A 25924-nucleotide genomic window follows, 5' to 3' on the forward strand; every position below is an offset into this window, starting at 1 on the left:
TTAAAAATTACTTTGCAATTTATATAATTATCTTAAATTTGCACCCGCGTCTGGAAACAGACACTTGTTCTTAAACATAATGCGAAAGTAGCTCAGGGGTAGAGCATCACCTTGCCAAGGTGGAGGTCGAGGGTTCGAATCCCTTTTTTCGCTCAGTATAATATACCAATTGGCTGTTATTTACAACAGTACAGGCTCGAGTGGTGGAATTGGTAGACACGTTGGACTTAAAATCCAATGGACATTAGTCCGTATGGGTTCAAGTCCCATCTCGAGTACCAAAACCCTTGTTAATCGTATGATTTTCAAGGGTTTTTTATTTTAATAAACTTTTATATAAACACTATCTAAGTTTTTATAAAACAAATTCCTACCTTTAAGATTAGAAGGTTTTTCTACATGAAAAAGAAGTTAAAAAAAATTTTAGCATTTATACTACTAGTACCCCTTTTTTCCCTTTTATTGTCTAATATTGTTATTAGTTCTTCCACAGAGAATAAAACTTTCAGAGATACTTCATCTATACCAAAGAATAAAGTTGGTTTAGTATTGGGAACCTCTAAAAAACTCATTAGTGGACATGCAAACCCTTATTACACGCACAGAATAAACGCCACTATAACACTATTTAATGCTTCTAAAATTGATTTTATACTCGTTAGCGGAGATAATGGTAGTGTATACTATAATGAGCCAGATACATTTAAAAAAGACCTTATAAAGGAAGGAATACCTGCTGAAAAAATTTTTCTAGATTACGCTGGTTTTAGAACCTTAGATTCTATGGTTAGAGCCAAGGCCGTATTTGGCTTGGACTCTGTAACTATAATTTCTCAAAAATTTCACAACGAAAGGGCTATATATATTGCTCAAAAAAAAGGGTTAAGTGCCATTGGATTTAACGCCAAGGACATTGAAGGTAAATCTGGATTTAAAGTGCACCTCAGGGAGTATTTTGCTAGAGTAAAAGTATTTATAGACTTATTGTTTAATACCCAACCAAAATTTTTTGGTGACAAAATAGTAATAGAATAAAAAATTACTTTTTAAATTATAGTATTTTTAAAAAGTAAAGAAACACCACCTAATTTGACATCTACCCTAAAAACAATCATTAAAAATATAGGGCCAGGGCTATTATTTGCTAGTATGGCTATTGGCACATCGCATCTTGTAATGTCTACCAAAGCAGGTGCCCAATATGGTTGGATTATGGTAATACCCATTATTCTTGCAAATGTTCTAAAATATCCTTTTTTTGAGTTCGGAGTACGTTATACAAATGCTACAAATAAAACCCTAATTGAAGGTTATCTAAACCGCGGTAAAGGATACTTAGTATTTTATGCCTTAATTACATTCATAAGTACTTTTACAATATTAGCCGCCTTATACATAGTAACCTCTGGGCTTTTAATTAATCTTTTAAAAATTTCATCTATACCTATTCCTATAATTGCTTTATCTCTTTTTACCTTTATTAGTTTTCTCTTAATTATTGGTAAGTATTCTTTTTTAGAAAAATCTTTAAAAATAGTTGTCACTATACTTTTGTTTGCTGTTCTTGCTACTATTCTATTAGTACTTAATAAAGGCCAAGTAGCACAAGTTTTTAACTATAAACCATCTTCAATTTTTAATGAGGCTGGCATTCTTTTTTTAATAGGTTTAATGGGATGGATGCCTACAACAGTAGAAGCCTCTAGTTGGGTTAGCCTATGGAGTAAAGAAAAATGGAATATACAAGGAAATAAACCAAGTCTTAAAACAAGTCTTCAAGAATTTAATACTGGCTATATCATAACTTCCATATTAGCTATTCTTTTTTTAATAATAGGTTGGCTAACGCTATACGGAACTAACACCTTATTAAGTAGTAGTGCAGTTATTTTTGCTGACCAACTAGTTAATTTATTTACTATACATATTGGAAATTGGTCTTATATTCTTATATCATTAGCTGCTTTTGCTACTATGTTTAGTACATGTATGACAGCTCATGATGCTATTGCAAGAGTTAGTGTAGATATTTTACAATTATTAAAACCGAAAATAAAAAAAACAAATTCTAGTAAAAGATTATTCACAATTGCAGTAATTGTACTAGCATTAATAAATTTTACTGTCATTGCAGGTTTTGGAGCAAACATGGGACAATTAGTTGCTCTTGCAACATTTGTTTCTTTTATTGTTGCACCTATTATAGGCTATATGAATTTAAAAAATGTTATTAGTGAAGATCTTAGCGTACACCAACAACCAGGTAAAGGACTTAAAATCTTAACATATATAGGTATAACTTTCTTATTGTTATTTTCTATATACTACTTTTGGATAGTTATATTTTAACAATTTATTTAACCAAAACAATTAAAGTTCTTTCATTTTGTTTGTGCAAAAAGTCTAAGCAATATGCTCCATTTACACATCTATTAATAATTTGTTCTTCTCCATAACCAATAGAACCAACGATATTAGAGACAGAGGCTCCATTTTTAAGTAAATAAAACTTTATAGCATCGGACCTTTTTTGAGATATTTTTTTATTTGTAGAATTATACCCTTTACTACTTGTATGGGTTTCTATACTTAGTTTTAATTGAGGAAACTTTCTTATAGCCTCTATAACTTTATCTAATTCCGCAGCTATTAAAGGAGTTACTTCACTCCTCCCTTTATCAAAGTAGAATTTATTAAGCTTAATAACTTTTTTATTTTCTTTTTCTTCAATCAAATCTTTTAAAGCCACAATACCCATATTTAATGGAACTTTTTGCGCCTCTACCATTCCTTCTTCATTATAAGTTACTGAAAAAGAAGAATATCCCTCTTTACTTGTATTTATTGTTATTTGTTTTTGCCAAGGTAGCTCTATACTATAATCTCCATCATCATTAGTATATATTTCTCTTATAACACTTCCTCTATTATTTAATAGTTTTACAAAAGCTTTTTCTACACCTCTACGCGTTCTTGAATTTACCACTCTACCTCTTATAGAAAAAGTTTTTAGACCTATTTGGTCAGATACACTAAATTTATAAATATCGTCTTTCCCCTTTCCTCCTGCTCTATTGGAAGAAAAATATCCAGTTAGGTTATTACTATCGCCATTTTTTATAATTAATCCAAAATCATCAGATTTAGAGTTAATTCCATTCCCTAAATTAATTGGTATACTAAAACTCTGGTCAGCTTGTATGCTAGTTTTATAAATATCCATTCCACCAAAGCCGTAAAATATATCTGATGCATAATACAAACTACCATTATGTATATAAGGTGCTATTTCATTTGCAGGTGTATTAATTTTAGCACCTAGATTAATTGGTCTAGACATAATTTGTCCATTATTTGTTTCTACATAATACAAATCTGTACCTCCAAAACTATCACTAAAATTAGCAGCAAAATATAATCTATTTGTATCTACCTCATAAAATGGATAATAAAAAGAAGTGCTTAAATCCTTTAACAAATACCTAAAAACATTAGTCTCATCAAAGACACCTATAGCTAAAGAATTTTTACCTTCCTCATTAAAAGCCATATTATCGCCATTACTATTAGAACGTATATAAAAAAGCTTTTTTAAAGTTTCTGAATAATAAGGTGTAGCCTCATGATAGCTAAATTTTGGTATTTCAGTAAAAGGATTAGGATTTAAAACCTCTCCCGTTGAATTTACTTTTGCAATATAAATATCAAGGTAACCTTCCTCTTTAGATTTAGAAGCTTTTTTGTAACTAGCTATTCTACTACTACTAAATAATATTTTATCCTTATAAAAAGATGGAGAAAAATCTGCTTGACTACTATTTATAGAAAGGTTTTCTATTTTAAAATCTTGAGAGGTTATCCCTCCAGCTAACAATTCTTTATTAAATTGATAATTTTGAAATAATTCTTCAGACAACAAATGTGATTTAGATTGCAAAAAAGCATCAACCCTTTCTTTTTGGTTATTTTTAGACAAACTTTGAAGCATTTTATTTACCCTATGTGTAGATAAAATAGTATCATTTTCTTTATTAATATTGACATATAATTGCGCCGCGTTTTTAAAATCTTTTGTTTGAAAATAACTATCCGCAAGTTTTAATCGTTGTTCTTGCGTAAGGGGCCATTTTATTTCCTCTTTACGATACTCTTGAATAGCCTTAGTAAAATTATATTCATAAAAATATATATCTGCTTTAGACTTTTTATTCTGTCCAAAAGATAAATTACTTACCACTAAAAATACTATTATAATATATCTAAATTTCATATTCTTATTAGCTTTAGAAGAATCTTGGAGTATCAATTTGTTTTGGTTTTCCTTTTGCATTTTGTTTCTCCCCTTTAGAAGAAGATTTACTTGTACCATTTGAGCTTGAACCTTTACCTAAATAAAATTTAAGAATAAATTCATGCGAGCCACTATTAAAATCTCCTAAAAGATTCGTATTGTAGTCATAAGAATATCCAATGTACATTGTGTTTGATACTTGAAAACCAGCCAAACCACTAAAAGCATTATCTACTCTATAGGATATACCTGCTGTAAATACGTCTTTAATTAAGAAATTAGTAGACACATTAATATTAACAGGAGCTCCTTGTAATGAATTTATTAAAAATGCAGGTTTAAATTTAAGTCCGTCAGATAGATTAAAAACATAACCTCCAACAAAATTAAATTGTATTTTATCTTCTACAACAGTAGCAACATCCTCATTGTACACACCATCTGTTAAAAAGTTAGGTACCGAAGCTCCAATATACCACTGATTACCGTACATAAAAAGACCTGCACCTACAGTAGGGTAAAATTTATTTACGGTTTCTCCTCTATCTAAAATTGGCTCTTTAGGATTTTCAAACGTTCCTTTGGAAAAATCTACATTTAGAAAAGAGCCTCCAGCATCTACACCAAAAGAAAGTTTTGTTTCATCGGTTACTTTAACTTGATAAGAATATGCTATATCTAAAAAAGTCTGTGTTAAAGGTCCTATTTGGTCATTTACAATATTAATACCCAATCCCATTTTTTCATTTTGGAAAGGTAGGTTTATACCTAAACGTATTGTTCTTGGTGCTCCATCAATATCTATCCATTGTGCTCTATAAGCTGCACTTATCTCAGGAGACTCTACACTACCAACATAGGCAGGATTAAAACTCCCAATATTATACATGTACTGCGTATACTGGGGTTCTTTTTGAGCAAAAACCGATGTTATACTAAATAACAAAAGTAATATGGAAACAAACAAAAATTGTTTTTGTATGCCTATCTTATATTTCATATACATTATCTTATTAACTGTATCCAGCCTTTTTTAACCTCAACGCCACCTTCATTTACTAAATTTAAAACATAAAAATAGGTTCCAGCAGGTGACTGTTTCCCTTCATACAATCCATCCCAAATTATAGTGTCTGTGATATTACTCTTTTCTACTACAACATTACCATAACGGTCAAATATTGTAATAGAAACATTTGAAAAATCTGGCAACACATCTGTGTCTTGAAACTTTAAAACATCATTTGTACCATCACCATTTGGAGAAAATTGGTTAAACAAAAATCCTTCTTCAGCTGGTGTAGGAACACTAACTATAACCTCCGCAACTGCCTCATTATTTTCTGCATTACTATCTGCTGGAAAAGAACTTAACAAGCTTGCTGTATTTGTAAACATCCCTTCGTTGGGTACAGTTACTGTAATTGTTAACACAGCTTCCTCCCCTCTTGCTAAAGCTGGAATAGTCCAAACACCTGTATTTATATCATAAGTACTCCCTGGCTCACTTATTGGCTCTTCCGCAAGTACAAAATTTTCTATATCAATTTCTTCTGAAATTCGTATTTGTGATACGCTCTCTCCTTCTTTTGAATTGTTTTTTACAGTTACAGTAAATACTACCTCATCACCTACTAGCGGTCTACTACTTAGTGCTGTTTTAGTAATTTCTAAATCGGTTCCTTCAGGAATTTCTAATTCTAAAGAAACTGTTGCTGTATCATTTGCTAAGTTATTATCTAATGGAAATGATTCTAATAACTCTGCCGTATTACTATAAACCCCTCCTTCTAGTACTGTTGCTTCAATAATTAAGCTTGCACTTTCTCCTGCTTCTAAATCTTCAAAAATCCAATTACCACTTACTTCATTATACATTCCCATAGATGCTTCACTAGAAACATATAAAAATCCTGATTCTAGAACATCTCCTATTGTTATATTTTTTGCTTCGTTAGTAGATATATTATTCACTGTAATGGTAAATATTACATTCTCTCCTATTATAGCATTAGGGTTATTTAGTGTTTTTAAAACTTCTAAATCTATAGGATCTGGTGTACAGTCTGAGACCACAGTAATAGTAACATCTGTAGAGCTATTTGTACATGGGGTTTGCGCTCCAGTAGTTGTATATCTAAATATATATTCCCCTACTGCTTCTTCTAAGAAATTAACTTCATTGTCTTGATTAATCTCTAATGTGGATGGGCCTGACACAAAAGTCCACTCCCCTTTATCTACATCTCCTGATAAACGAGTATCTAAATCTATAAGACTTAACGGTTGTTGCGTAGAATTTAAATTACATGCTACTGCATTACTAGCCGTACCTGATAAAGGAGTTTTCAATATAGTTACCTCAACAGCTATTCTTTCTAGTGAAGGACAACCATTTGCTATGGCTTCTGCATAAAAAAATGTGCTTTCATCCACTATAGGTGTTACAAAAGAGCTTCCTGCACCTATTTGTGTTCCTCCAGTTGGTCTATCAAACCATCGTATAGATGCTCCATCACTAGGAGTTGCTGTTATTAATCCAGAATCTGAATCACATTTTGTTTCTCCTGCTGTAGAAATTATTGTAGGTATATCATTAGATATTAATTCAATTTCTAAAACGCCCCCCGCACAATCGTTAGCGCTATCATAAAAATAACCAAAGAATGATCCTTGAACCGTTACATCTTGACTTTCTGCTGCTGTTAAACGCGCTCCCGCATTAAGTGGATTAGAAGACTGACTCCAAGTTAAAACCATTCCTGCTGGTGGTGCTGAATCTGTATAATCATTTAAATTTGCTTGTATATCTCCACAAAATTCTGCGCTTGGCGCATCTGGGCTTAACAATGGTGTTGGCGCACAATTATCGTCATCACCAATAGTTCCCGTTGCTGTACCTCCTCCTATAAGAACTCCATTTGTGGCACCACTTAAACGAATAGTAAAAGTCTCCGATTCTTCTAATTCTGTATCATCGACAATTGGAACCTCTATTGTTTCTGTCTCACTTGCTGTTCCCGCAAAAGTTACACTATTAGCTACACCTGTATAATCTACACCACCACCTGTTGCTGTACCGTTTAAAAATGTGTAACTAACAGTTGTGCCACCGTCTACAGCATTATCTAAAGTTACTGTAAACACCAAATTACCCCCAACGACATCCTCATTTACTGTTACATCTTCTATTGTAAGTGTAGCAGTATCATCATCTTGTATGGTAACTGTATCTGTAATAACGGATATTGGCGTTCCTAATTCATAATTTGCACCAGCAACTAATTGTATTGCTACTGTTTCAGAACCTTCTAGAATAGCATCATTAGTAGGGTTAATAGTTATTAAACCTGTTTGGTTCCCATTAGCAATAGAAACTGACGTACCAATACTTGCATAATCTACTCCTGTTGTGGTAGAACTTGGTAGTATTTGAAAATTAACATTTATTGCACTCCCTGTAGTATTAACTCTTCCTAAATCTACTGTAAAAACACCATCTCTCCCTACTTCAACGGCTTCTGTAGCCGTCGCATCTGTAGCGGTTAGGGTTGCTGTATAAATATCATCATCTTCGTTAGTAACTGGAACATTAGCAACTGCCCCACCATTTAAAGCATTATAATTTGCATCTGCAGAAGTTACATTACCTGTAATTATATTGTAATTTTGTGATCCATCTACTAGCACATCATCTACTCCTGTTACAGTAACAAGAACTCCTGTGTCCCAATTAGCAACAGGGATATTTACTGTTGCAGGTACTGTTCCTTCTGTTGTATCTGAACTAGATAAAGCAACATTTACTGCTGCTGTAGGTTGACTATTTAAAGTTACTCTAAACGTTGCAGTACCTACTGCCTCTGTTGTATTGCCACTTATCGCGGAAACATTTACTCCTACTGTATCATCGTCTGTTATTGTTATAGAGGCCGTTCTAAGAGCTGCAGGAGCTATTAACTCATAGCCTGTTCCTCCTATAATTCTTGCTGTTAATGTTTCGTTTCCCTCAGCAAAATCATCATTTACAGGTGTTATAGTTATAGTACCTGTTTGTTCCCCATCAGCAATAGAAACATTTGTTGGTGTTGGCACACTAGAATAATCTGCTGTAGAAGCTGTGGAAGTTCCTAACCTAGACACATTTACAGTAATAGGGGAACCTGTATAGTTTACACTCCCTAAATCTACTGTAAATTCTCCTGTTCTACCTGCTCCTGCTGCTTCTGTTGCGGTTGCATCTGTAGCAGATAGAGTTGGTTCAAAATCATTATCTCTTAAAAATAATGTTACAGAACCTTGAGTTGTAGACACATCATATGATGGTTGATTTACAACACTAAGTATTATTGTTTCGTCTCCTTCTACAATAACATCATCTACAATGCTCCCTATGTTTACTACTCTACTCCCAGATCCTGCTGGAATAGTTACTGTTGTTGCTATTGGTGTGTAATCATCTGTTGGGTCAGCTGTACCCCCTACACTAATAGTAACACTAAGTGCAGGAGATAATACGTTAAATGGTGTTCTAGAGACTCTAAACCTACCATTTATTGCAGGCTCTGGAGTTACCTCTGTAGGGTGGGCTCCTACACGTGTAACACTAACCGTCTGTGCTTGCCCCATAAAAACAGAAAACAACAACATTAAAAACAAAGAAAAAAGCATTTTTTTCTTTGTAAATAAATTATTTTTAATACTATATTTTTCTTTCAATTTCATAACTGTTTTTTGAATTAACACGAATTCAATCCACAGCAAAACAGATACTTATAGGGTAAAATTTGGGTGTCAATATTACTAAAAATTTAAGCCATTACCTCAGGAAATGGCTTAAATTAGATTTTTTTGGATAAAATACATTATTATTGGCTATTGGGTAGTTATTCTATAATTGCAGAGCTTGTTTCTGCAGAAGGTTCTATTTTTTTAACTAAACCTTGTAATACTTTCCCAGGACCAATTTCTGTAAATAAAGTAGCACCATCTGCTATCATGTTTTGTACACTTTGTGTCCACTTAACAGGGGCTGTAAGTTGTGAGATTAAGTTTTTCTTAATTTCAGTAGCGTCTGTAACAGCTGTTGTTGTTACATTTTGATAAATTGGACAGTTCGGGGTGTTAAATGTTGTTTCTTCTATTGCCGTGGCTAGTTCTTCTCTTGCTGGTTCCATTAACGGAGAATGAAAAGCTCCACCTACAGGTAACACCAAAGCTCTACGAGCTCCTGCTTCTTTCATTTTTTCACAAGCTTTATTAATTGCTTCTACCTCACCCGAAATTACTAATTGTCCTGGGCAGTTATAATTTGCTGGTACAACTATTCCACTAACAGATGCACATATTTCTTCTACCACAGCATCTTCTAATCGTAAAACAGCAGCCATTGTACTTGGCTTTATTTCACATGCTTTTTGCATTGCTAAAGCTCTTTGAGAAACTAATTTTAAAGCCTCTTCAAAATTCAATACCCCGTTGGCTACCAATGCAGAAAATTCTCCTAAAGAATGCCCAGCAACCATATCTGGTTTAAAGGCATCCCCCATTACTTTACTTAAAATAACGGAATGAAGAAAAATAGCAGGCTGTGTTACTTTGGTTTGTTTTAATTCTTCCGGTGTTCCTTCAAACATAATGTCCGTGATTGAAAAACCTAAAATTGCATTAGCTTGGTTAAACAATTCTTGTGCTATTGGGTATTTTTCAAATAGGTCTAACCCCATACCTACAAACTGAGCTCCTTGTCCTGGAAATATATATGCGTTCATTTTATTCGTGTTTAAGGCGGCAAAAATACATATTAAAAATAACTTACCTATTCTTCTTTAAACCAGCTAGCATACTTAACATAATTATCTGCTATTCTATTTACCTCGCCAGAACTTAACTCTGGACTAATATCTTTAATTTTTTTTGCTGGCATTCCTGCATAAACAGCACCTTCTTTTACATGTGTGCCTTTAGTAACTACCGCTCCTGCAGCTATAATACTATTACTTTCTATTATACAATCGTCCATAACAATACTTCCCATTCCTATTAAAACATTGTCTTTTATAGTACAACCATGTACTATAGCATTATGCCCTATAGAAACATTATTACCTATTGTGGTTGGCGATTTTTTATAGGTACAATGCACTATAGCACCGTCTTGTACATTTACTTTGTTTCCCATTTTAATGTAATGAACATCGCCACGCAAAACTGCATTATACCATACACTACATTGGTCTCCCATAGTAACTTCTCCAAGAATGGTTGCATTCTCTGCTATAAAACAATCTTCTCCAAATTCTGGTGTTTTTCCTTTAACAGTTTTTATTATCATATTTTATTCTTTTTAAAAAAAGGATAGTAATTCTTTCTTTTTACTAGCAGAAACTATTATTTCCTTACCATTAGAGAGTACTACACTACCTCCTTTTCCTTTTCTATATTTTACAATCTCATTTACATTTACTAAAAAAGACTTGTGAATTCTTACAAAGGAAAATTTGCATAATGCTTCTTCAAAATATTTTAAGGTTTTACTAACTACAATTTTCTTGTTCTCTAAATATATCTCGGTATAATTATCATCTGCCTTGCAATATAAAATATCGGCAACATTTAGAACTTGAAAACCATCTTGTTGCGGCAAGGTTATTTTACCTTCTACTCCGTTTATTTTTGGGGTTAAAACAGTATCCGATATCTTTGCTTCCTTCTGTTTTATTTCCAATACATAATCTACCGCTATTATTAACTCATCTATATTTATAGGTTTCATTAAATAATATGCCGCATGGTTATTAAGAGCATCCATTGCATATTGGTTATAAGCAGTAACAAAAACCGTTTCAAAACTTCGTTCTGGAACTTTCTCTAACAAATCAAAAGCATTACCAAAAGGCATTTCTACATCTAAGAAAACTAAATCTAACGCATTTTCTTCTATTAATTTTAAGCCTTCTTGTATAGAACTGGCCTCGCCTACTAAGGTTACTTTAGGGCAATACTTTTGTAAATAATTACGAAGAATCTCTCTGCTATTTGCCTCATCTTCTACTATAATTGCTTTTAAATCCATTATTCTTTTTTGAGTATAAATTGCACTTTTGTTCCGGTACCATCTTCTTGCAAATTAGAGATAGATACATCTACTTTATCTTTATGCATCTCATTTAAAATGGTTATTCTTTTTTTGATATTTCCCATTCCTTTAGATTTTTGCTTTTTCTGATTTTGGGTTTTTAACTCTGCAGATTTTTTTCTTCCAATTCCATTATCTGCAATAGCAATGTGTATAACTTCATCAGAAACATATTCTATATTTATTTTTAAAAAACCTTTCTCTTCTTTATAACGTAACCCATGCCATATGGCATTTTCTATATAAGGTTGCAATAACATTGGCGGTATTTGAAAAGATGGCACATTTATTTTTTCATCTATAGTAATGGTATATTCAAATTTATCTGAAAAACGAGAATGCTCTAACTTTACATAAAGTTCTAACAACTCTAATTCTTTTGTTAACGGAATAAAGTCTTCCTCCGAATTTTCTAAAACTGCTCGCATTAAGGTAGAAAAATCGCTTAGATATCTATTAGCGCTTCTTTCATCATTCTTAGAAATATAATTATTTACAGAATTAAGCGCATTAAATATAAAATGTGGATTCATTTGTGTTCGCAAAGAACGTAGCGCTAATAAATTATTTGCTATTTTTTGTTGCTGGTTACTCCTGTAAAAGAAAAAAGCTGCCAATGCAGTTAATACTAAGCCCATAATTAAAGAGTAAATAACCCATTTTTGACGTTTATTATTTACCAGATATAGCTGCTGCTCCGTAGAAGCCAAATCGTATTTACTTTGCGATAACTCTCTTTCTTGTTCTAAACCAGAAATTCTACTTTGTTTAGATGCCAATTCTCTATTAAACCTGGCTGCTTGCGATATTTCTTGTTCCTTTCTTACATAGAGAGTATCTACCACTTTTACATATTCTTGATAGGTTTCAAGAGCCTTACTAAAATCTCCTTTATACTTATATACTTCCGATAATTTACGTGTTGCATCTTTCTGCACCACCAAATCGTCTTCTACATCAGCCTCTACAATACTCTTTTCTAAATACGGTATAGCTTCTTCATATTTTCGTTGTGCTACATACGCATTGGCAATTTTATAGTTTACTCTTTGGGATGTTATTGAGTCTGCCGGTATATCTCCTAATTCTTTACTTTTTTTTACTTTTCCAAAGCTATTTAACTCTCCTAGTGTTTCTTTACGAAGTTGAATTTCCTCATCATACCTATTCTTCTTATTATAAAAATCGGCTACTTTTTCCTTTTCTTGAATTGCTCTTTGCGGGGCTTGCTTTTCAGATAATTCTAAAGAATTTGTATAAAACCCTTCTGCTTCTACATTTCTATTATCACTAAAATAAGCATCTGCAATTTTAGAATTTAAATCGGCCAACTTTGGCGCTATTTGATTTTTCTTAGCTATAACCAACCCTTCTTCATAAAAAGACACAGCCTGATTTACATTTTCTAAACCTTTATAACTATCTCCAATTGCCTCATACAAAGCAACTTTTTGAAATGGTGCTAAGCTTTTAATTTTTAATAATGGTTCTAGAGTACTAATAGCTTTTTTATACTCTCCATTTAACACATAAGCTTTTCCTAACAAAAGGGATGTTTTAGAAGATTTGTAAGCCTCAATAGCATCCAAATAACTAGAAATTGCTAAATCTGTTTGGTTGTGTTGCTGGTACACTTCTCCTAAAAGAGATAGTGATTTTGCCAATTCTAACTTATTGGCTCGCTTCCCTAAACTTGCAATAGATTGGGTAATAAAATCTATGCTCTTTGCTATATCTTCTTTTTTATATTTTTTTGCAGAATCTAATAAAATTTTATGTCTGCTACTTCCTCTCCAAGAACTTGTGCTTCTTGTATTTTTAGATGGTGAAGAATATCCTTCTACCAAAACATCTATATCTTCAAAACTTTTAACCGTGTAGTATACGGTTTCTATTTCTGAACTTCTAAATGTAATTTCGTCCCCTATTGCAACTTTAATTTTAAATTCTCCAAAACTATCTGTACTGGTGTATTGTCCATTATTTGTATATACCTCAACATTACGTATAGGTGTTCTATTTTCTTTTCCTTTTACAGAACCCTTTATTTCTTTTCTAGAATTAAAATCTTGAGCATAGCTCCCAAAACAAAAACTAAATAGAACAATAAATATGTATAGCGCTTTTTGCATGCTTTTTATATAATAACGTAAACTTAGCAGATTTATATGGCATTAAAAAATGGACTTTCACGACATTTCAGCCTTTAAACCTCCTTTTTTACGCCTTTAAAAAGTTAAAACATGCTTTTACGCATTGAAAAGGCACTCTCCCTCATTCCTCATTTTTTTAAAAATAAGTTGCCCATAGATTTGACCCAACACAAATACCTAAAAAATGACAACAAAAAAAAACAGAATTTTAAAAAATATGTAATGCTCCTAATCGGAGGTTTTATAACACTGTTTATAATACGTTTTATATATAGTTACAACGAAAAAGAAACTCCAATACAATTTAACAATCAACTTATTTCTGAAACTATTTGGGATGTTAGAAAAAATTATGCTTCTAAAAAACATGAAGTATTCTCTAACACTAGCGCTGTTCCACAAACTAGAATAGACCAGAAGTATGAAAAAATAGCAAAAATTAGTTCTGGAACATCAGATTTTATTTCGGATGAAAAATTAATTAGAAGCCAGATAAAAAACTACAAGGCTTTAATACAATATGAAAACAAAAGTGGTAATGCTGGTAATAGAAATTTAAATTTTTCTATTGGTGTACCTCCCGAAAATTTTGACGACATGTACCAAAGTCTTATAAAAATAGGTATTGTTTCGGCTAAACAAATTACAAAAACCGATAAAACCAATGAATACAAAGAGCTAAATGCTAAAAAACTGTCTCTTGAAAAAATTAGAACAGCTCTGGTATATTTAAAAGCTAAAGGTGGCAGGATTGATGAGTTTATGCAGTTAGAAAATAGAATTCTAGAGATAGAACAACAGCTTCAAGATTTAGGGGTTAGCCTTGGTAATTTTGATGATGAGAATGAATTCTGTACGGTACAATTTACCTTATCTGAAGGCAAAAAGATAGATACCTCCATAACAACTAAAATATTATCTGTTTTAGAATGGACACTAGAAACTTATATAAAAATAATGGCAGCATTATCCTTTTTAGCTCTTTTCGCCTATTTAGTTAGTATCACTATTAATAAATTAAAAACATCTTAAAAATTAATAAAAAATAATTCTAAAAAACAATAAAATGAAAAAAGTAAACTCTATTATTAGTCTTGTAATCGTAGTGCTAATTTGCACCACAACTTTTGGTTGCGAACCAAAAAAGAAAACAAAAACTATATATGCGCAGGCACTTACAGAAAAACCTGCTACTAATAACACTGTTAAAATTGCTTTATTACTAGATACTAGTAATAGCATGGATGGCTTAATAAACCAAGCTAAAGCACAATTATGGGATATTGTAAATAAATTTACCCATGCAAAATGCGAAAATGAAGCAAAACCAAATCTACAAATTGCATTGTATCAATATGGGAATGATGCTTTATCTTCTAAAGAAGGATATATACAGCAAGTATTAAATTTTAGTGGCGATTTAGATGAAATTTCTGAAAAATTATTTTCGCTTACTACTAATGGCGGTGAAGAATATTGTGGCGAAGTAATACAAACTTCTTTAAAACAATTAGAATGGGGAAACAACCAAGACAATTTAAAACTAATCTTTATTGCTGGTAACGAGCCTTTTACACAAGGAAAATTAAATTATGAGGATGCGGTTACTAATGCTAAAGAAAAAGATGTTATTGTAAATACTATCTTTTGTGGTAATTACGAACAAGGCATAAATAGTAAATGGAAAAAAGGAGCTACGCTAACTGGTGGTGAATATATTGCAATTGACCACAATAAAAAAGTTGTACATATAGACACCCCTTATGATGAGGTAATTATAAAGCTAAACTCTAAGTTAAACAAAACCTATATTTCCTACGGTTCACTTGGGGCTTCTAAACATAAAATGCAAAGTACGCAAGATAGTAATGCTATGGAAATGGAAGAAGCTATTGCTGTAAAACGTGCCGTTAGTAAAAGTTCTAGATTATATAAAAATAAAAACTGGGATTTAGTAGATGCTGCAGATGATGCTTCTTTTGAAGTTTCTAAAATTAAAAAGGAAGACTTACCTACAGAGTTAAAAGAAAAATCTAACTCAGAAATTAAAAGTTATATTAAAGAGAAAAAGGCAGAGCGAGTTAAAATCCAAAAAGAAATACAAGATTTGAATAAAAAGAGAAACTCTTACATTGCTAAAAACCAAAAAGAAAATGCAAAGGGAGAATTAGAAAATGCGATGTTAAGGGCTATTCAAAAGCAAGCTGCTTCTAAAAACTATAAATGGGAAGAATAAAATTTAATTGTTAGGTTTTGTTTTATAATGTGTTTATCCTTCCTAAGGTAAACACATTTTCCTTTTACTGTGCTGCTGGACAATAACAATCATACTTACGTTCTGATTGTCCAAAATCGTAGCCCACTGTTATTTGATGAAAACCTCCGTTATCAAAACGAATATCTCCCATTTGGTAAGAGTAGTTATAAGAAACTAAGAAATTGTTAATATTAGCTCCTATAATTGGTGTTATTAATTGCAACCTTTGTTCTCCAAAAGTTCCGTTAGACTGAAACTGAGCACCATCAAAACTTCTACGATAAGATATCCCCGCCCATAATCTCCCAAAATCTACATCTCTATAAACTTTTCCGTTTATATCTAATGTTTTTTCTTTTGTAAAATCTGTTAATTGAAATAATACGGAAGGCTCTACTTGCCATTCGTTTCTTCCAAAAATATGACCAGCAGAAATTAAATATCTTTTTAAATTATCAATTTCTATAGCAGTATACAAATCTCTACCACTACCTAAAGCATTTAATACTGCCGCATGTGCATAAAAATCTCTATAATTATAAGACATTCCAAAATCTACATTAAAATAACCAACACTATTATTAGTTCCATTGACAATAGGATCTGGAATCACACTTCTAAATTCAGATTCATCTAAATTACTTTGTAAATATCCTGCGCTTAAACCAAAAGATAGTTGGTTTAAAGACCTTACATCTCCACCACCCATTCGTAAGTGATGTGCGTATGTAGCTTTAAATCCTGTTTGCGAATGATATCCATTCGCATCATTATAAAATATAGCACCTATTCCACTATCACTATCTGCAACTCTAAAATGCGCATTTAATGTCTGTAAACTTGGTGCTTCATCTACATTAAACCACTGTTTTCTAATAGTACCACGAACTTTACCTCCTTCTCCAATACCTGCCATGGAAGGAAATACTAAATAATAGTTATCAGATAAATAATCAAAATATACTGGAATACCCTCCTGCGAATAAGAATTAAAACTTAACACAAAGAAAGAAAATAGAAATAAAATGCGGTTTTTCATCTAGTAAATAGGGCTAATTGGTTGTTACACCTTGCAAACATATAATATAACGAGACAAATACAACAATATTATCCAAGGTTTAACTAAGAATTACTTTGTATTTTTGTATAAAATTTAGATTCATGAAGGAGTACACTATTACAGTTGTTAGCACAAACAATCCTAACATATTAAAATTTGAAACAAATCACCTATTAACAAGTCATACTAATTACGAATTTAAAAATATTGATGAAGCAAAAAATTCACCTTTAGCGCAACAGTTATTTTATCTTCCTTTTATTAAGACTGTTTATATTTCTGGCAATTTTATTGGCTTAGAAAGGTATGATATTGTTGCTTGGGATGATGTTAAGGATGAAGTTGCAAAACAATTAGTAGAATACTTAAATTCTGGCGAGCTAGTTGTTATAGAAGAGAACACAGACAAACCTATTGCTGTAACGGTATATGCAGAAGTTACGCCTAACCCAACTACAATGAAATTTGTAGCTAGTAGAAAAATTGTTGCCACAGCTTTTGAGTTTAAGAATATTGATGAAGCAAAAGACTCTCCTTTAGCACTAGAGTTATTTCAACTTCCTTTTGTTAAACAAGTTTTTATTGATGAAAATTATGTTTCGGTCTCTAAATATGATGTTGCAGAATGGGAAGACATTACTATGCCTTTAAGAGAACTTATTAGAGAGTTTATTGCCGCAGGAAAACAAGTGGTTTCAGATTCTATTGAACAGCAAACAAAAGTTGCCGCTCCTATAGAAGTAGAAAAAGCGGTAAGCCTAGATGACACTTCTAAGCAAATTGTAGATATTTTAGAAGAATATGTAAAGCCAGCCGTCGCTAGTGATGGTGGTAATATTTTATTCCAATCTTATGAAGAAGACACTAAAACCGTAAATGTAATACTACAAGGTGCTTGCAGCGGTTGCCCGTCTTCTACTTATACTTTAAAAAATGGAATAGAAACTATGCTTAAAAATATGATGGGCGATAAAATAAACGAGGTAGTTGCTGTAAACGGTTAACTGCTTTGCTTTAGGTTTAGGGATTTCTGTTTTATTTTCTTACTTTAGAGAAAACAAAAATCATTAATTATGGCAATTTTAAAAGTTATTGAAGTATTAGCAAATTCTAGCAAAAGTTGGGAAGACGCAACTAAAAAAGCAGTTTCTCATGCTTCTAAAAGTGTAAAAAACATTCGTTCTGTATATGTACAGGACCAAAGTGCAAGTGTAGAAGACGGCGAGGTTACGGATTTTAGAGTAAACCTAAAAATTACTTTTGAAGTAAAATAAATTACAAATACTATTCTTAAAGCGCCTAACTAGGCGCTTTTTTTATTCCTTTTTCTTTTTTTGTAACAAAACAAAATCTTTTAAGTAATAAGGCTCAAAGTAAGCTACATCTTGAAAATTCTTGTCTTTGAATTTCTGATAAGATAATGATGCCATTTCTTTTGCTGAAGGGATAACTGTAGTATAAAATTCAAAATTAGGATGTGTTAAAATCTCTTTACACTTTTCGGCTCCACTTCCAGCAATAATGACTTTCCCTTTTTCTGTATAATCTCTAAAAGAACTTTCGTCAATAATTTCTGCACGAGTTTCTCTTATTTCTGAATAAGAAGCGTTAAAAACAGAAGAATACACTTCCATTCTTCTTGCATCTAAAACCGGAATAATTACTGCATTTTCTTCCATAACTACTTGATACGACATACTTTCCAGTGTGGCTATAGAGATTAAAGGAACATCTAAAGAAAAACATAGTCCCTTTGCTGCAGACACCCCTATACGCAAACCTGTATAAGAACCTGGGCCTTTACTTACCGCAATGGCATCTATATCTTTAATAGACAGGGAAGCTTCTTGCAAAGCTTCCTCTATAAATACGTGTAATTGTTCTGCATGTGAATAATTAGAAGAGTTATGCTCTTTTAAAACAATAAGCTCTCCATCTTTTGCTATACTAACAGAACAGTTAGTTGTTGCGGTTTCTAAATTTAAAATTATCGCCATAATGGCTACAAATATAATCTAGTTTAAGCTAATAGGAATACCAAAATAGAATTCCAGTATTTTTAATCTAAAAATATAATCGCATTTGGCACGTACTACATCTGCTTCTGCATTATCTACTCTAGATTGTGCCTGACTAAAATCGAAAGCATTCATTAAACCAACATCAAAACGCTCTTTAGAATAATTGTAAGCTAGGCGTCTTGCTTCTAAAGTTTTCTCCGCAGCCTCATAGGCTTTCTGAAAAGTTTTTACATCTACGTAGGCTTGTTGAATATTAGATTCTAAATCTAGCTTGTCCTGCTCTAACTGCAATTTGCTTTTCTCCAAAGAAATAGCTGCTCTTTTTATGTTGTTTTTAACGCTAAAACCATTAAAAACTGGCACACTTAATTGCGCTCCATAAGATACCCCATCAAAAATCCAAAGCTGATCAGTAAAATTAGGAGTGTAAAAAGAAACGGTTTCAGGGTTAGCTAGATCAACAGGTGCTAAAATTTCATTACGATTAGAATACCCCGTGCTATATCTAAAAGAAGCAGATAAAGTAGGATATAAAGCCCCTTTAGCTATTTTAACATCTTTCTCTGCAAGTGAAACATTAGACTCTGATAACTTAATATCATTTCTATAGGTTAACGCTTTATTATAAATATCTTTTACCGAATTATTTAAAACATCTGAAGGTGGAATTTCATAGGTTTCATCCGAAACATCAAAATTCTGATAATCTGTAATTTGTAAAAGTTGCGAAAGACTTATTCTTGAAATTAACACCAAACTTTCACCGTTTACAATTTGCTGTTCTTGTGTAGCAGCTGTAGCTTCAATCTCTAGTAAATCTCCTTTGGGAACAACACCCGATTCTACTAATTCCTTGGTTCTTTTTAAATCTTGTTCCGTAATTGCATACTGTGCTCTTGCCACTTTTAAAGCTTCTTTATTAGACAACACCTGTAAATATGCATTAGCAACGTTTAAACGAATATCGTCTTTTAAATCTTCTAATCTATATTGACTAGCAATAGCACTCAACTTTGCTCTATTTAAAGCATGAATATTACGCATACCATTAAACAAAGTAACACTAGAACTTAAACTCCCACTACCCGAAAAAGTAGACTGATTTGTTGGCGCGTTTGTTCCTGGAACAATAGAAAAACCTGTATTATTACTTGCACTTATAGAAGAATTTAAATTTGGCAAAAAATTACCAAAAGCATCAGACTCTTCAATTTTAGTATTCTCTAAATCTAAGGCAAACTGTTCAATAGTAAGGTTGTTTTCTACTGCATAAGTAACACACTCTTCTAAAGTCCATTTCTTTTCCTGCGCAGAAGCAATACCCAGCACTAAAACTAAAAATAGTGTTGTTATTTTAAATTTCATTTTTGATTGTTTTTGATTATTGATTGATGTTTTTACTCTTCATTTTCTTCGGAATCTTCCCCTTTTTTATCTTCATCACCAATTTTAATAGGCTCTGTTTTATTCCATTGTTTTACCTCATCTTCTTCAGTAATACCTGAAATAATTTCTACATTAACTCCATCTGATATTCCAATTTCAATATTTTTTCTTTCAAACTTTTGGTCTTCTACATTACCATTAGCAACTTCTACATAAGGTTCATCTGTTTTTTTATCAAACTGTAGTAACGCTTCTGGAATTACAAGAACATCTTCTTTTTTTTCTAATACAATAGATGCATTTGCACTATACCCTGCACGGATAAAAAGGTCATCTTTAATTTCTACATCTCCTTCTATTCTAAATTGAACAGCTCCTGTTTCTTCTACACCTTTAGGTGCTATAAATTTTAATTTTGCATCTAACTCTACATCTTCAACCGCTCCTAAACTAATTTTTAAAGGCGTACCTACTTTTAATTTTCCTACTTCACCTTCATCTACTTTTCCTTCAAAAATCATTTTATTTAAATCTGCAATGGAAGCAATAGTAGTACCATCATTAAAATTATTACTTTGAATAACTTGATCCCCTTCTTCTACAGGAATTTCTAAAATTGTACCAGCCACTGTGGCTCTAATATTTGTATTTGCACTAGAAGAACCTCCAGAAGAACCCACTCTAATAATTTGATAATCTGCTCTAGAATTTTTTAGTTCCTGTTGCGCTTGGTTGTATTGTAATTGAATTGCGTTAAAGTCTTGACTAGAAATTACACCTTTATCAAAAAGGTTTTTATTCCTATCAAATTCTATCTTAACATTATTTAATGCCAACTCTGCATTACGAACCCTACCTCTGGACTGGTTTAAAGATTGTTCATTAGGAACCACTTTAATAAGTGCAATTAAATCTCCAGCCTTAACTTTTGCCCCTTCTTCTAAATATATTTTTTGAATAATACCAGAAATTTGAGGTTTTATCTCTACTTCTTCTTCTGGCACAACTTTCCCCGTTGCTACCGTTTTTTTCTCTATACTAGAAATAAATGGTTTACTAGTTTCATACGTAATTGCAGATTTGCTATTAGATTTTATAAAAAATACAGCAGCCCATAACGCACCTAATACCAAAAGACTTATTAGAATATACTTTACAGTTTTGTTCATTTTAATTTTTGTTTATTTTATGTTTGGTTTTATTATTCTTCTCTTAATGCATCTATTGGTTTAATACTTACTGCTCTTTGCGCTGGAATTAAACCTATTAATGTTCCTAAAATTACCATGATTGTCAAAGCTCCTAAAACATAAGGTATGGGTACTGTTGGGTTGGCATATGGAAAGTCTGCATCTTTAGTAAAGGCATTTAATCCACTAAGTAAGCCCGCACCTAATATAATACCCACTACTCCTGCTATAAGGGTTAAAAAAACAGACTCTAATATAATTTGATTTCTTACTTCTGAGGGGGTTGCCCCTAATGCTCTGCGCACTCCTAATTCTTTGGTACGTTCTTTTACCGAAATTAAAAGTATATTCCCAATACCTATTACTCCTGCCAATATGGTAGCTATACCTACTACTAAGGACATAAACGTTAATCCGTCTGCAAAACCCATAATTTCACCAAAGCGTTCGCCTAAATTAAAAGAACCAAACGCTCTTTCATCTTTAGGGTTTACTCTATGTGTACTTTTTAATATTGCTTTTATATCTTTTTCTACCTGTACAACATCTGCATCATCATAAGCAGCTATACATAAATAGCCTACATTATCCCCAGAATTATACAATTTACGATACGTAGAAAATGGAATAAACATAGCACTATCCGAGTCGAAACTTACCCCTTGTGCTAATTTATGCACTCCTATTACTTGAAAATATACATTCCCTACACGAACATAAGAACCCACAGGGTCTTCTCCTTTTTTATAGAGTTCTTGTTGTATACGTTCCCCTATAACAATAACCTTTCTGGCTTGGTCCATATCTTCTTGGTTTATGAACCTACCTCCATCAAATATTTTTTTTGTAGATATTTTTGTGTATATAGGATAATCCCCATTTAATGTATAAGAACCAGATTTTTGGCCTCTAACTGTATATACTGGTCTAGAACCAAATTGTCCTTGCGTAATTCTTGGTGCTATGTATTGTATTTCAGGAATTCTATTTTCTAAAGTTTCTACATCTCCCAATTTAAGCTGCATAGATCTACCTGTTTTAAAACCATCATACGGCATGCTTGTATTTTGTGCCCAAACAAACATACTATTCATAGCTACGGTTTTAAAAGCTTTATCAAAACCATTATCTAAACCTTTAGCTGCACCAGAAAGTGCTACATATATAAAAATACCCCAAAGAACACCTATTACTGTAATTATTGTCCTGGTTTTATTCTTACTTATAGAACCAAAAATCTCTTGCCATGTATTGCTGTCAAATAAAAACTTCATATTATTCGTCTCTTAATGCTACAATAGGTTTAATTCTTGCTGCTCTTTTTGCTGGTATATACCCTGCAATTGCACCAAAAATAATTAACAAAATTGTTGCTCCAATTGCAATTGGCATATCAATATAGGGGTCTGTTATAAAACGGTCTTTTAATTTATCTCCCATAGAATTTAGAATGGCTATTCCTATAATCATTCCTATGAAACCAAAAACTGTAGTAATAAAAACAGATTCTAATAAAATAGTTCCTATTACTGCTTTTGGTGTGGCTCCTAAAGCTTTTCTAATACCTAATTCTTTAGTACGCTCTTTTACTACAAAAACCATAATATTACTAATACCTATAATACCTGCTATGATAGTACCTATTGCTACAAAACCAACAATCATTTGTAAAACAAAAGCCATTTGTTGTGTGTTTTTTAAACCCTCTGCAACGTTTCTTACATAAAGGCCGTTCTGATCATTAGGGTTAATAAACTTTTTATTCTTTATAAATTCTGTTATTCCTTTATCTAATGCCAATGCTCCTGCATACCCTAGTTCTGGCCTAAAGGCTACAATAATTTGGTCTACCTTATCTGTATTTTTTTCTATTAACTGCCTTGTAGTATATGGTATATAAATACGTCTTTCTTCATCATCGCCACCTTCGTCTTGGTATACTCCAATAACTTTAAATGCGCTCCCTGCAATGTCTATATATTTTCCCATTGCATTTTTTGCACCAAATAGGTCTTTTTCTACCAGACGACCAATAACGGCAGTTTTACTCTTTTCCTTAATATCTTTTACATTAAGATACCTGCCTTTCATAATAATAGTCTTCTCTGCTATTTGATGTGATGGTGCTACTGCTCTTGTAGAATAATTATTAGATTCATTTTTATATTTTACTAGACCATTTCTTGATATTCTTGGTGTAATATATTCTAGAAAAATTGGAAAATTGGTTTTAATATCTTCTAAATCCGAATTATCAAATTCTATTCGTCTTCCAGATTTATAACCTTTATATGGTTTTGATGTTTGTCCAGGAAAAAGGGTAATAATGTTTTGCGCGTCATCCTCAAAAAACTTAGAAAAAGTGTTTTTAAGACCATTACCAAAACCAAAAAGAACTACAAAAATTAAAATACCTAAAGCAACCGTAAACCCAGATAAAAATGTTCTAAGTTTATTTTTTTGAATAGTTTCAAAAATTTCTTTCCAGTTGTCTCTACTAAACATATTGAGATGCTCTTACTTGCTCTACTTTTTTATCTTCAATAATAACTCCGTCTTTCAAATGTACTATACGTTTACACATATCTGCAATATCTGGCTCATGCGTTACTAAAAGAATAGTATTCCCTTGGTCATTAATTTTCTGAATAAGATCCATTACCTCATAAGAGGTTTTACTATCTAATGCCCCTGTTGGCTCATCTGCCAAAAGTACTTTAGGTTCTGCTGCCATTGCTCTTGCAATTGCAACTCTTTGTTTTTGTCCCCCAGACAACTCGTTAGGTAAATGTGTTGCCCATTCCTTAAGACCTACTTGCTCTAAATATTTTAGCGCTTTTTCTTGGCGTTCTTTACGACCTACTTTTTGATAGTATAATGGTAGCGCTACATTTTCCATAGCACTTTTGTAATTTATTAAATTGAAGGATTGAAAAACAAAGCCCAAAAATTTATTTCTATACTGAGCTGCTTTGGTTTCATTTAAATTTTTAATTGGAACACCATCTAACGTATAAGAACCTTCATCTAACTCATCTAACATTCCTAAAATATTTAAAAGTGTAGATTTTCCAGAACCAGAAGACCCCATAATAGCTACTAATTCTCCTTCTTTTACCGAAAAATTAATTCCTTTTAACACGTGCAATGAATTGCTACCCATTTTATAAGATTTGTGAAGATCTTTTATTTCTATCATAATAGTTATCTTATTTTTTGATGGCTATTTTTTAAACACATAACAGTTAGACATCTAAGTTCCTGAATTGTTACGTTTTTCTTTCAAAATTATTTGTTAAATATTACTTAGACTTTTCATCGGACTCTATTTCATTCCAAACTTTTACTTTATCTCCTTCATTAACACCCTCTTTCACTTCCACATAAATACCGTCACTTACCCCTAACTCTACTTCTTTACGTTCAAATTCTTGTTCTCCAATTGCAATCTCTACAAAAGGTTTTTTTGTTTTATTATCGTACTGTACTAGACCTTCTTTTAAAGACAAAACACTATCTGCTTTAGCTAATATTATAGATGCGTTAGCACTTAACCCCGCTCTTATAAATGTAGTGTCCTTTTTACTTAACGTCCCTTTAATTTCAAACTGTATTGCTCCATTTTCCTCTACTCCTTTAGGTGCTATATAATCTAAAACAGCATCAAAAGTTTTATTTTCAATAGCTCCAATTGTAATTTCTAAAGGTAAATTTTCTTTTATTTTCCCTACTTCAGACTCATCTACTTTCCCTTCAAAAATCATTTTTTCTACATCTGCAATAGAAGCAATTGTAGTTCCTTCATTAAAGTTATTACTTTCTATTACTTGATTTCCAACCTCTACAGGAACATCTAACACCATTCCGCTAACAGTTGCTCTAATTAATGTATTTGCAGCATTACCAAAACCTCTTGTTGTTCCTGTCTTTACAATATCGTACCTTTTATTAGCTGCACTATATGCTTGCTTTGCTTGGTCATAAGACACCTGAGCTCTTTCTAAATCTACTTTAGATATTACCCCTTTATCATACAAACTCTTTTGTCTTAAATGATTTCTTTGTTGATCATCCAAACCTATTTTTGCTTCATCAATAGTATTTCTAGCGTCATTAAGTGCATTTAAATTTGGCACTACTTTTATTTTACATAACAAATCGCCAGATTTAACATAATCTCCTCCTTCTACATAAACTTCTTCAATTACTCCAGAGATATTTGGTTTAATTAAAACCTCTTCTAAAGGCAAAATACTACCTGTAGCCATTGTCTTTTTTATGATTGTTTTTTTAGAAGGAATTTCTGTTTGATATACTGTTGGATCCTCTGCATTTTTTTGATACAAATAATACATAGAAGCCCCAAAGGTTATTAAAATGCATAGTAAAATGACGATTGTTACTGATTTTTTCATTTTTAAAATTTT

General features: G+C 32.0%; 21 protein-coding genes and 2 tRNA genes. 8 read left to right on the plus strand and 15 right to left on the minus strand.

Features of this window, described 5'->3' with window-relative positions; translation table 11 throughout:
• The first annotated feature begins 81 nt into the window (after positions 1–81).
• From Q0945_RS05030 to Q0945_RS05045, 4 genes are all read left to right on the plus strand, one after another.
• Positions 82–153, plus strand: a tRNA-Gly gene (locus tag Q0945_RS05030).
• Positions 154–194: 41 nt separating this feature from the next.
• Positions 195–281: transfer RNA gene (locus Q0945_RS05035), tRNA-Leu, on the plus strand.
• A 118-nt stretch (positions 282–399) separates the two neighbouring features.
• A complete protein-coding gene (locus Q0945_RS05040) occupies positions 400–1035 on the plus strand; it encodes an ElyC/SanA/YdcF family protein (protein ID WP_299431454.1) in 636 nt (211 codons plus the stop codon).
• 54 nt (positions 1036–1089) lie between these two features.
• The gene (locus Q0945_RS05045; RefSeq protein WP_366135850.1) at positions 1090–2349 is read left to right on the plus strand and encodes a divalent metal cation transporter; all 1260 of its coding nucleotides are present in this window, start codon (positions 1090–1092) and stop codon (positions 2347–2349) included.
• Positions 2350–2353: 4 nt separating this feature from the next.
• On the opposite strand, the gene Q0945_RS05050 is transcribed toward Q0945_RS05045, so the two are convergent.
• The 7 genes from Q0945_RS05050 to Q0945_RS05080 all read right to left on the minus strand — a co-directional run bounded on the left by Q0945_RS05050 (position 2354) and on the right by Q0945_RS05080 (position 13561).
• Positions 2354–4330, minus strand: coding sequence for an OmpA family protein (locus tag Q0945_RS05050; RefSeq protein WP_299431457.1), 1977 nt, complete (start codon positions 4328–4330; stop codon positions 2354–2356).
• On the minus strand, positions 4284–5291 hold the full coding sequence (locus tag Q0945_RS05055; protein ID WP_299431460.1) for a type IX secretion system membrane protein PorP/SprF: 1008 nt from the start codon (positions 5289–5291) through the stop codon (positions 4284–4286). Before Q0945_RS05055 ends, Q0945_RS05050 begins: the two co-directional genes overlap by 47 nt.
• A gap of 5 nt (positions 5292–5296) precedes the next feature.
• A complete protein-coding gene (locus Q0945_RS05060; protein ID WP_299431463.1) occupies positions 5297–9016 on the minus strand; it encodes a Calx-beta domain-containing protein in 3720 nt (1239 codons plus the stop codon).
• A 161-nt stretch (positions 9017–9177) separates the two neighbouring features.
• Positions 9178–10062 carry an ACP S-malonyltransferase gene (fabD, locus tag Q0945_RS05065; RefSeq protein WP_299431466.1) on the minus strand — a complete coding sequence of 295 codons (885 nt, stop codon included), beginning with the start codon at positions 10060–10062 and terminating at the stop codon, positions 9178–9180.
• 47 nt (positions 10063–10109) lie between these two features.
• Entirely contained in the window at positions 10110–10625 is a 516-nt protein-coding gene (locus tag Q0945_RS05070) for a gamma carbonic anhydrase family protein (RefSeq protein WP_299431469.1), read from the minus strand.
• A gap of 12 nt (positions 10626–10637) precedes the next feature.
• Positions 10638–11366 carry a LytTR family DNA-binding domain-containing protein gene (locus Q0945_RS05075; RefSeq protein WP_299431472.1) on the minus strand — a complete coding sequence of 243 codons (729 nt, stop codon included), beginning with the start codon at positions 11364–11366 and terminating at the stop codon, positions 10638–10640.
• Complete coding sequence (locus Q0945_RS05080; RefSeq protein ID WP_299431475.1) at positions 11366–13561, minus strand: histidine kinase; 2196 nt, start codon at positions 13559–13561, stop codon at positions 11366–11368. Before Q0945_RS05080 ends, Q0945_RS05075 begins: the two co-directional genes overlap by 1 nt.
• A 111-nt stretch (positions 13562–13672) precedes the next feature.
• Between Q0945_RS05080 and Q0945_RS05085 the strand changes: the two genes are divergently transcribed.
• Positions 13673–14614, plus strand: coding sequence for a DUF4349 domain-containing protein (locus Q0945_RS05085; protein WP_299431478.1), 942 nt, complete (start codon positions 13673–13675; stop codon positions 14612–14614).
• 34 nt (positions 14615–14648) lie between these two features.
• On the plus strand, positions 14649–15818 hold the full coding sequence (locus Q0945_RS05090; protein WP_299431481.1) for a vWA domain-containing protein: 1170 nt from the start codon (positions 14649–14651) through the stop codon (positions 15816–15818).
• A 64-nt stretch (positions 15819–15882) separates the two neighbouring features.
• On the opposite strand, the gene Q0945_RS05095 is transcribed toward Q0945_RS05090, so the two are convergent.
• Positions 15883–16878: a type IX secretion system membrane protein PorP/SprF gene (locus Q0945_RS05095; RefSeq protein ID WP_299431484.1), complete on the minus strand. Its 996-nt coding sequence runs from the start codon at positions 16876–16878 to the stop codon at positions 15883–15885.
• Positions 16879–17001: 123 nt separating this feature from the next.
• On the opposite strand from Q0945_RS05095, the gene Q0945_RS05100 reads away from it, so the two are divergent.
• Complete coding sequence (locus Q0945_RS05100) at positions 17002–17904, plus strand: NifU family protein (RefSeq protein ID WP_299431487.1); 903 nt, start codon at positions 17002–17004, stop codon at positions 17902–17904.
• A 69-nt stretch (positions 17905–17973) separates the two neighbouring features.
• Positions 17974–18174 (plus strand): dodecin family protein, encoded by a 201-nt coding sequence (locus Q0945_RS05105; protein ID WP_298484292.1) that lies wholly within the window; start codon positions 17974–17976, stop codon positions 18172–18174.
• Between the two features lie 42 nt (positions 18175–18216).
• On the opposite strand, the gene tsaB is transcribed toward Q0945_RS05105, so the two are convergent.
• The 7 genes from tsaB to Q0945_RS05140 all read right to left on the minus strand — a co-directional run bounded on the left by tsaB (position 18217) and on the right by Q0945_RS05140 (position 25912).
• Positions 18217–18897: a tRNA (adenosine(37)-N6)-threonylcarbamoyltransferase complex dimerization subunit type 1 TsaB gene (tsaB, locus tag Q0945_RS05110; protein ID WP_299431491.1), complete on the minus strand. Its 681-nt coding sequence runs from the start codon at positions 18895–18897 to the stop codon at positions 18217–18219.
• An 18-nt stretch (positions 18898–18915) separates the two neighbouring features.
• Entirely contained in the window at positions 18916–20286 is a 1371-nt protein-coding gene (locus Q0945_RS05115; RefSeq protein WP_299431494.1) for a TolC family protein, read from the minus strand.
• Between the two features lie 32 nt (positions 20287–20318).
• On the minus strand, positions 20319–21476 hold the full coding sequence (locus Q0945_RS05120; protein WP_299431497.1) for an efflux RND transporter periplasmic adaptor subunit: 1158 nt from the start codon (positions 21474–21476) through the stop codon (positions 20319–20321).
• A gap of 32 nt (positions 21477–21508) precedes the next feature.
• Positions 21509–22771, minus strand: a complete 1263-nt coding sequence (locus Q0945_RS05125) for an ABC transporter permease (RefSeq protein ID WP_299431500.1) — start codon at positions 22769–22771, stop codon at positions 21509–21511.
• Position 22772: 1 nt separating this feature from the next.
• Positions 22773–24002 (minus strand): ABC transporter permease, encoded by a 1230-nt coding sequence (locus Q0945_RS05130; protein WP_299431503.1) that lies wholly within the window; start codon positions 24000–24002, stop codon positions 22773–22775.
• The gene (locus Q0945_RS05135) at positions 23995–24696 is read right to left on the minus strand and encodes an ABC transporter ATP-binding protein (RefSeq protein WP_121063037.1); all 702 of its coding nucleotides are present in this window, start codon (positions 24694–24696) and stop codon (positions 23995–23997) included. The genes Q0945_RS05130 and Q0945_RS05135 overlap by 8 nt, the downstream gene beginning before the upstream one ends.
• Positions 24697–24799: 103 nt before the next feature.
• Positions 24800–25912 (minus strand): efflux RND transporter periplasmic adaptor subunit, encoded by a 1113-nt coding sequence (locus Q0945_RS05140; protein WP_299431509.1) that lies wholly within the window; start codon positions 25910–25912, stop codon positions 24800–24802.
• Between the last annotated feature and the right edge of the window lie 12 nt (positions 25913–25924).

It is taken from the genome of uncultured Maribacter sp. (assembly GCF_947500405.1).
Lineage (GTDB): Bacteria > Bacteroidota > Bacteroidia > Flavobacteriales > Flavobacteriaceae > Maribacter_B.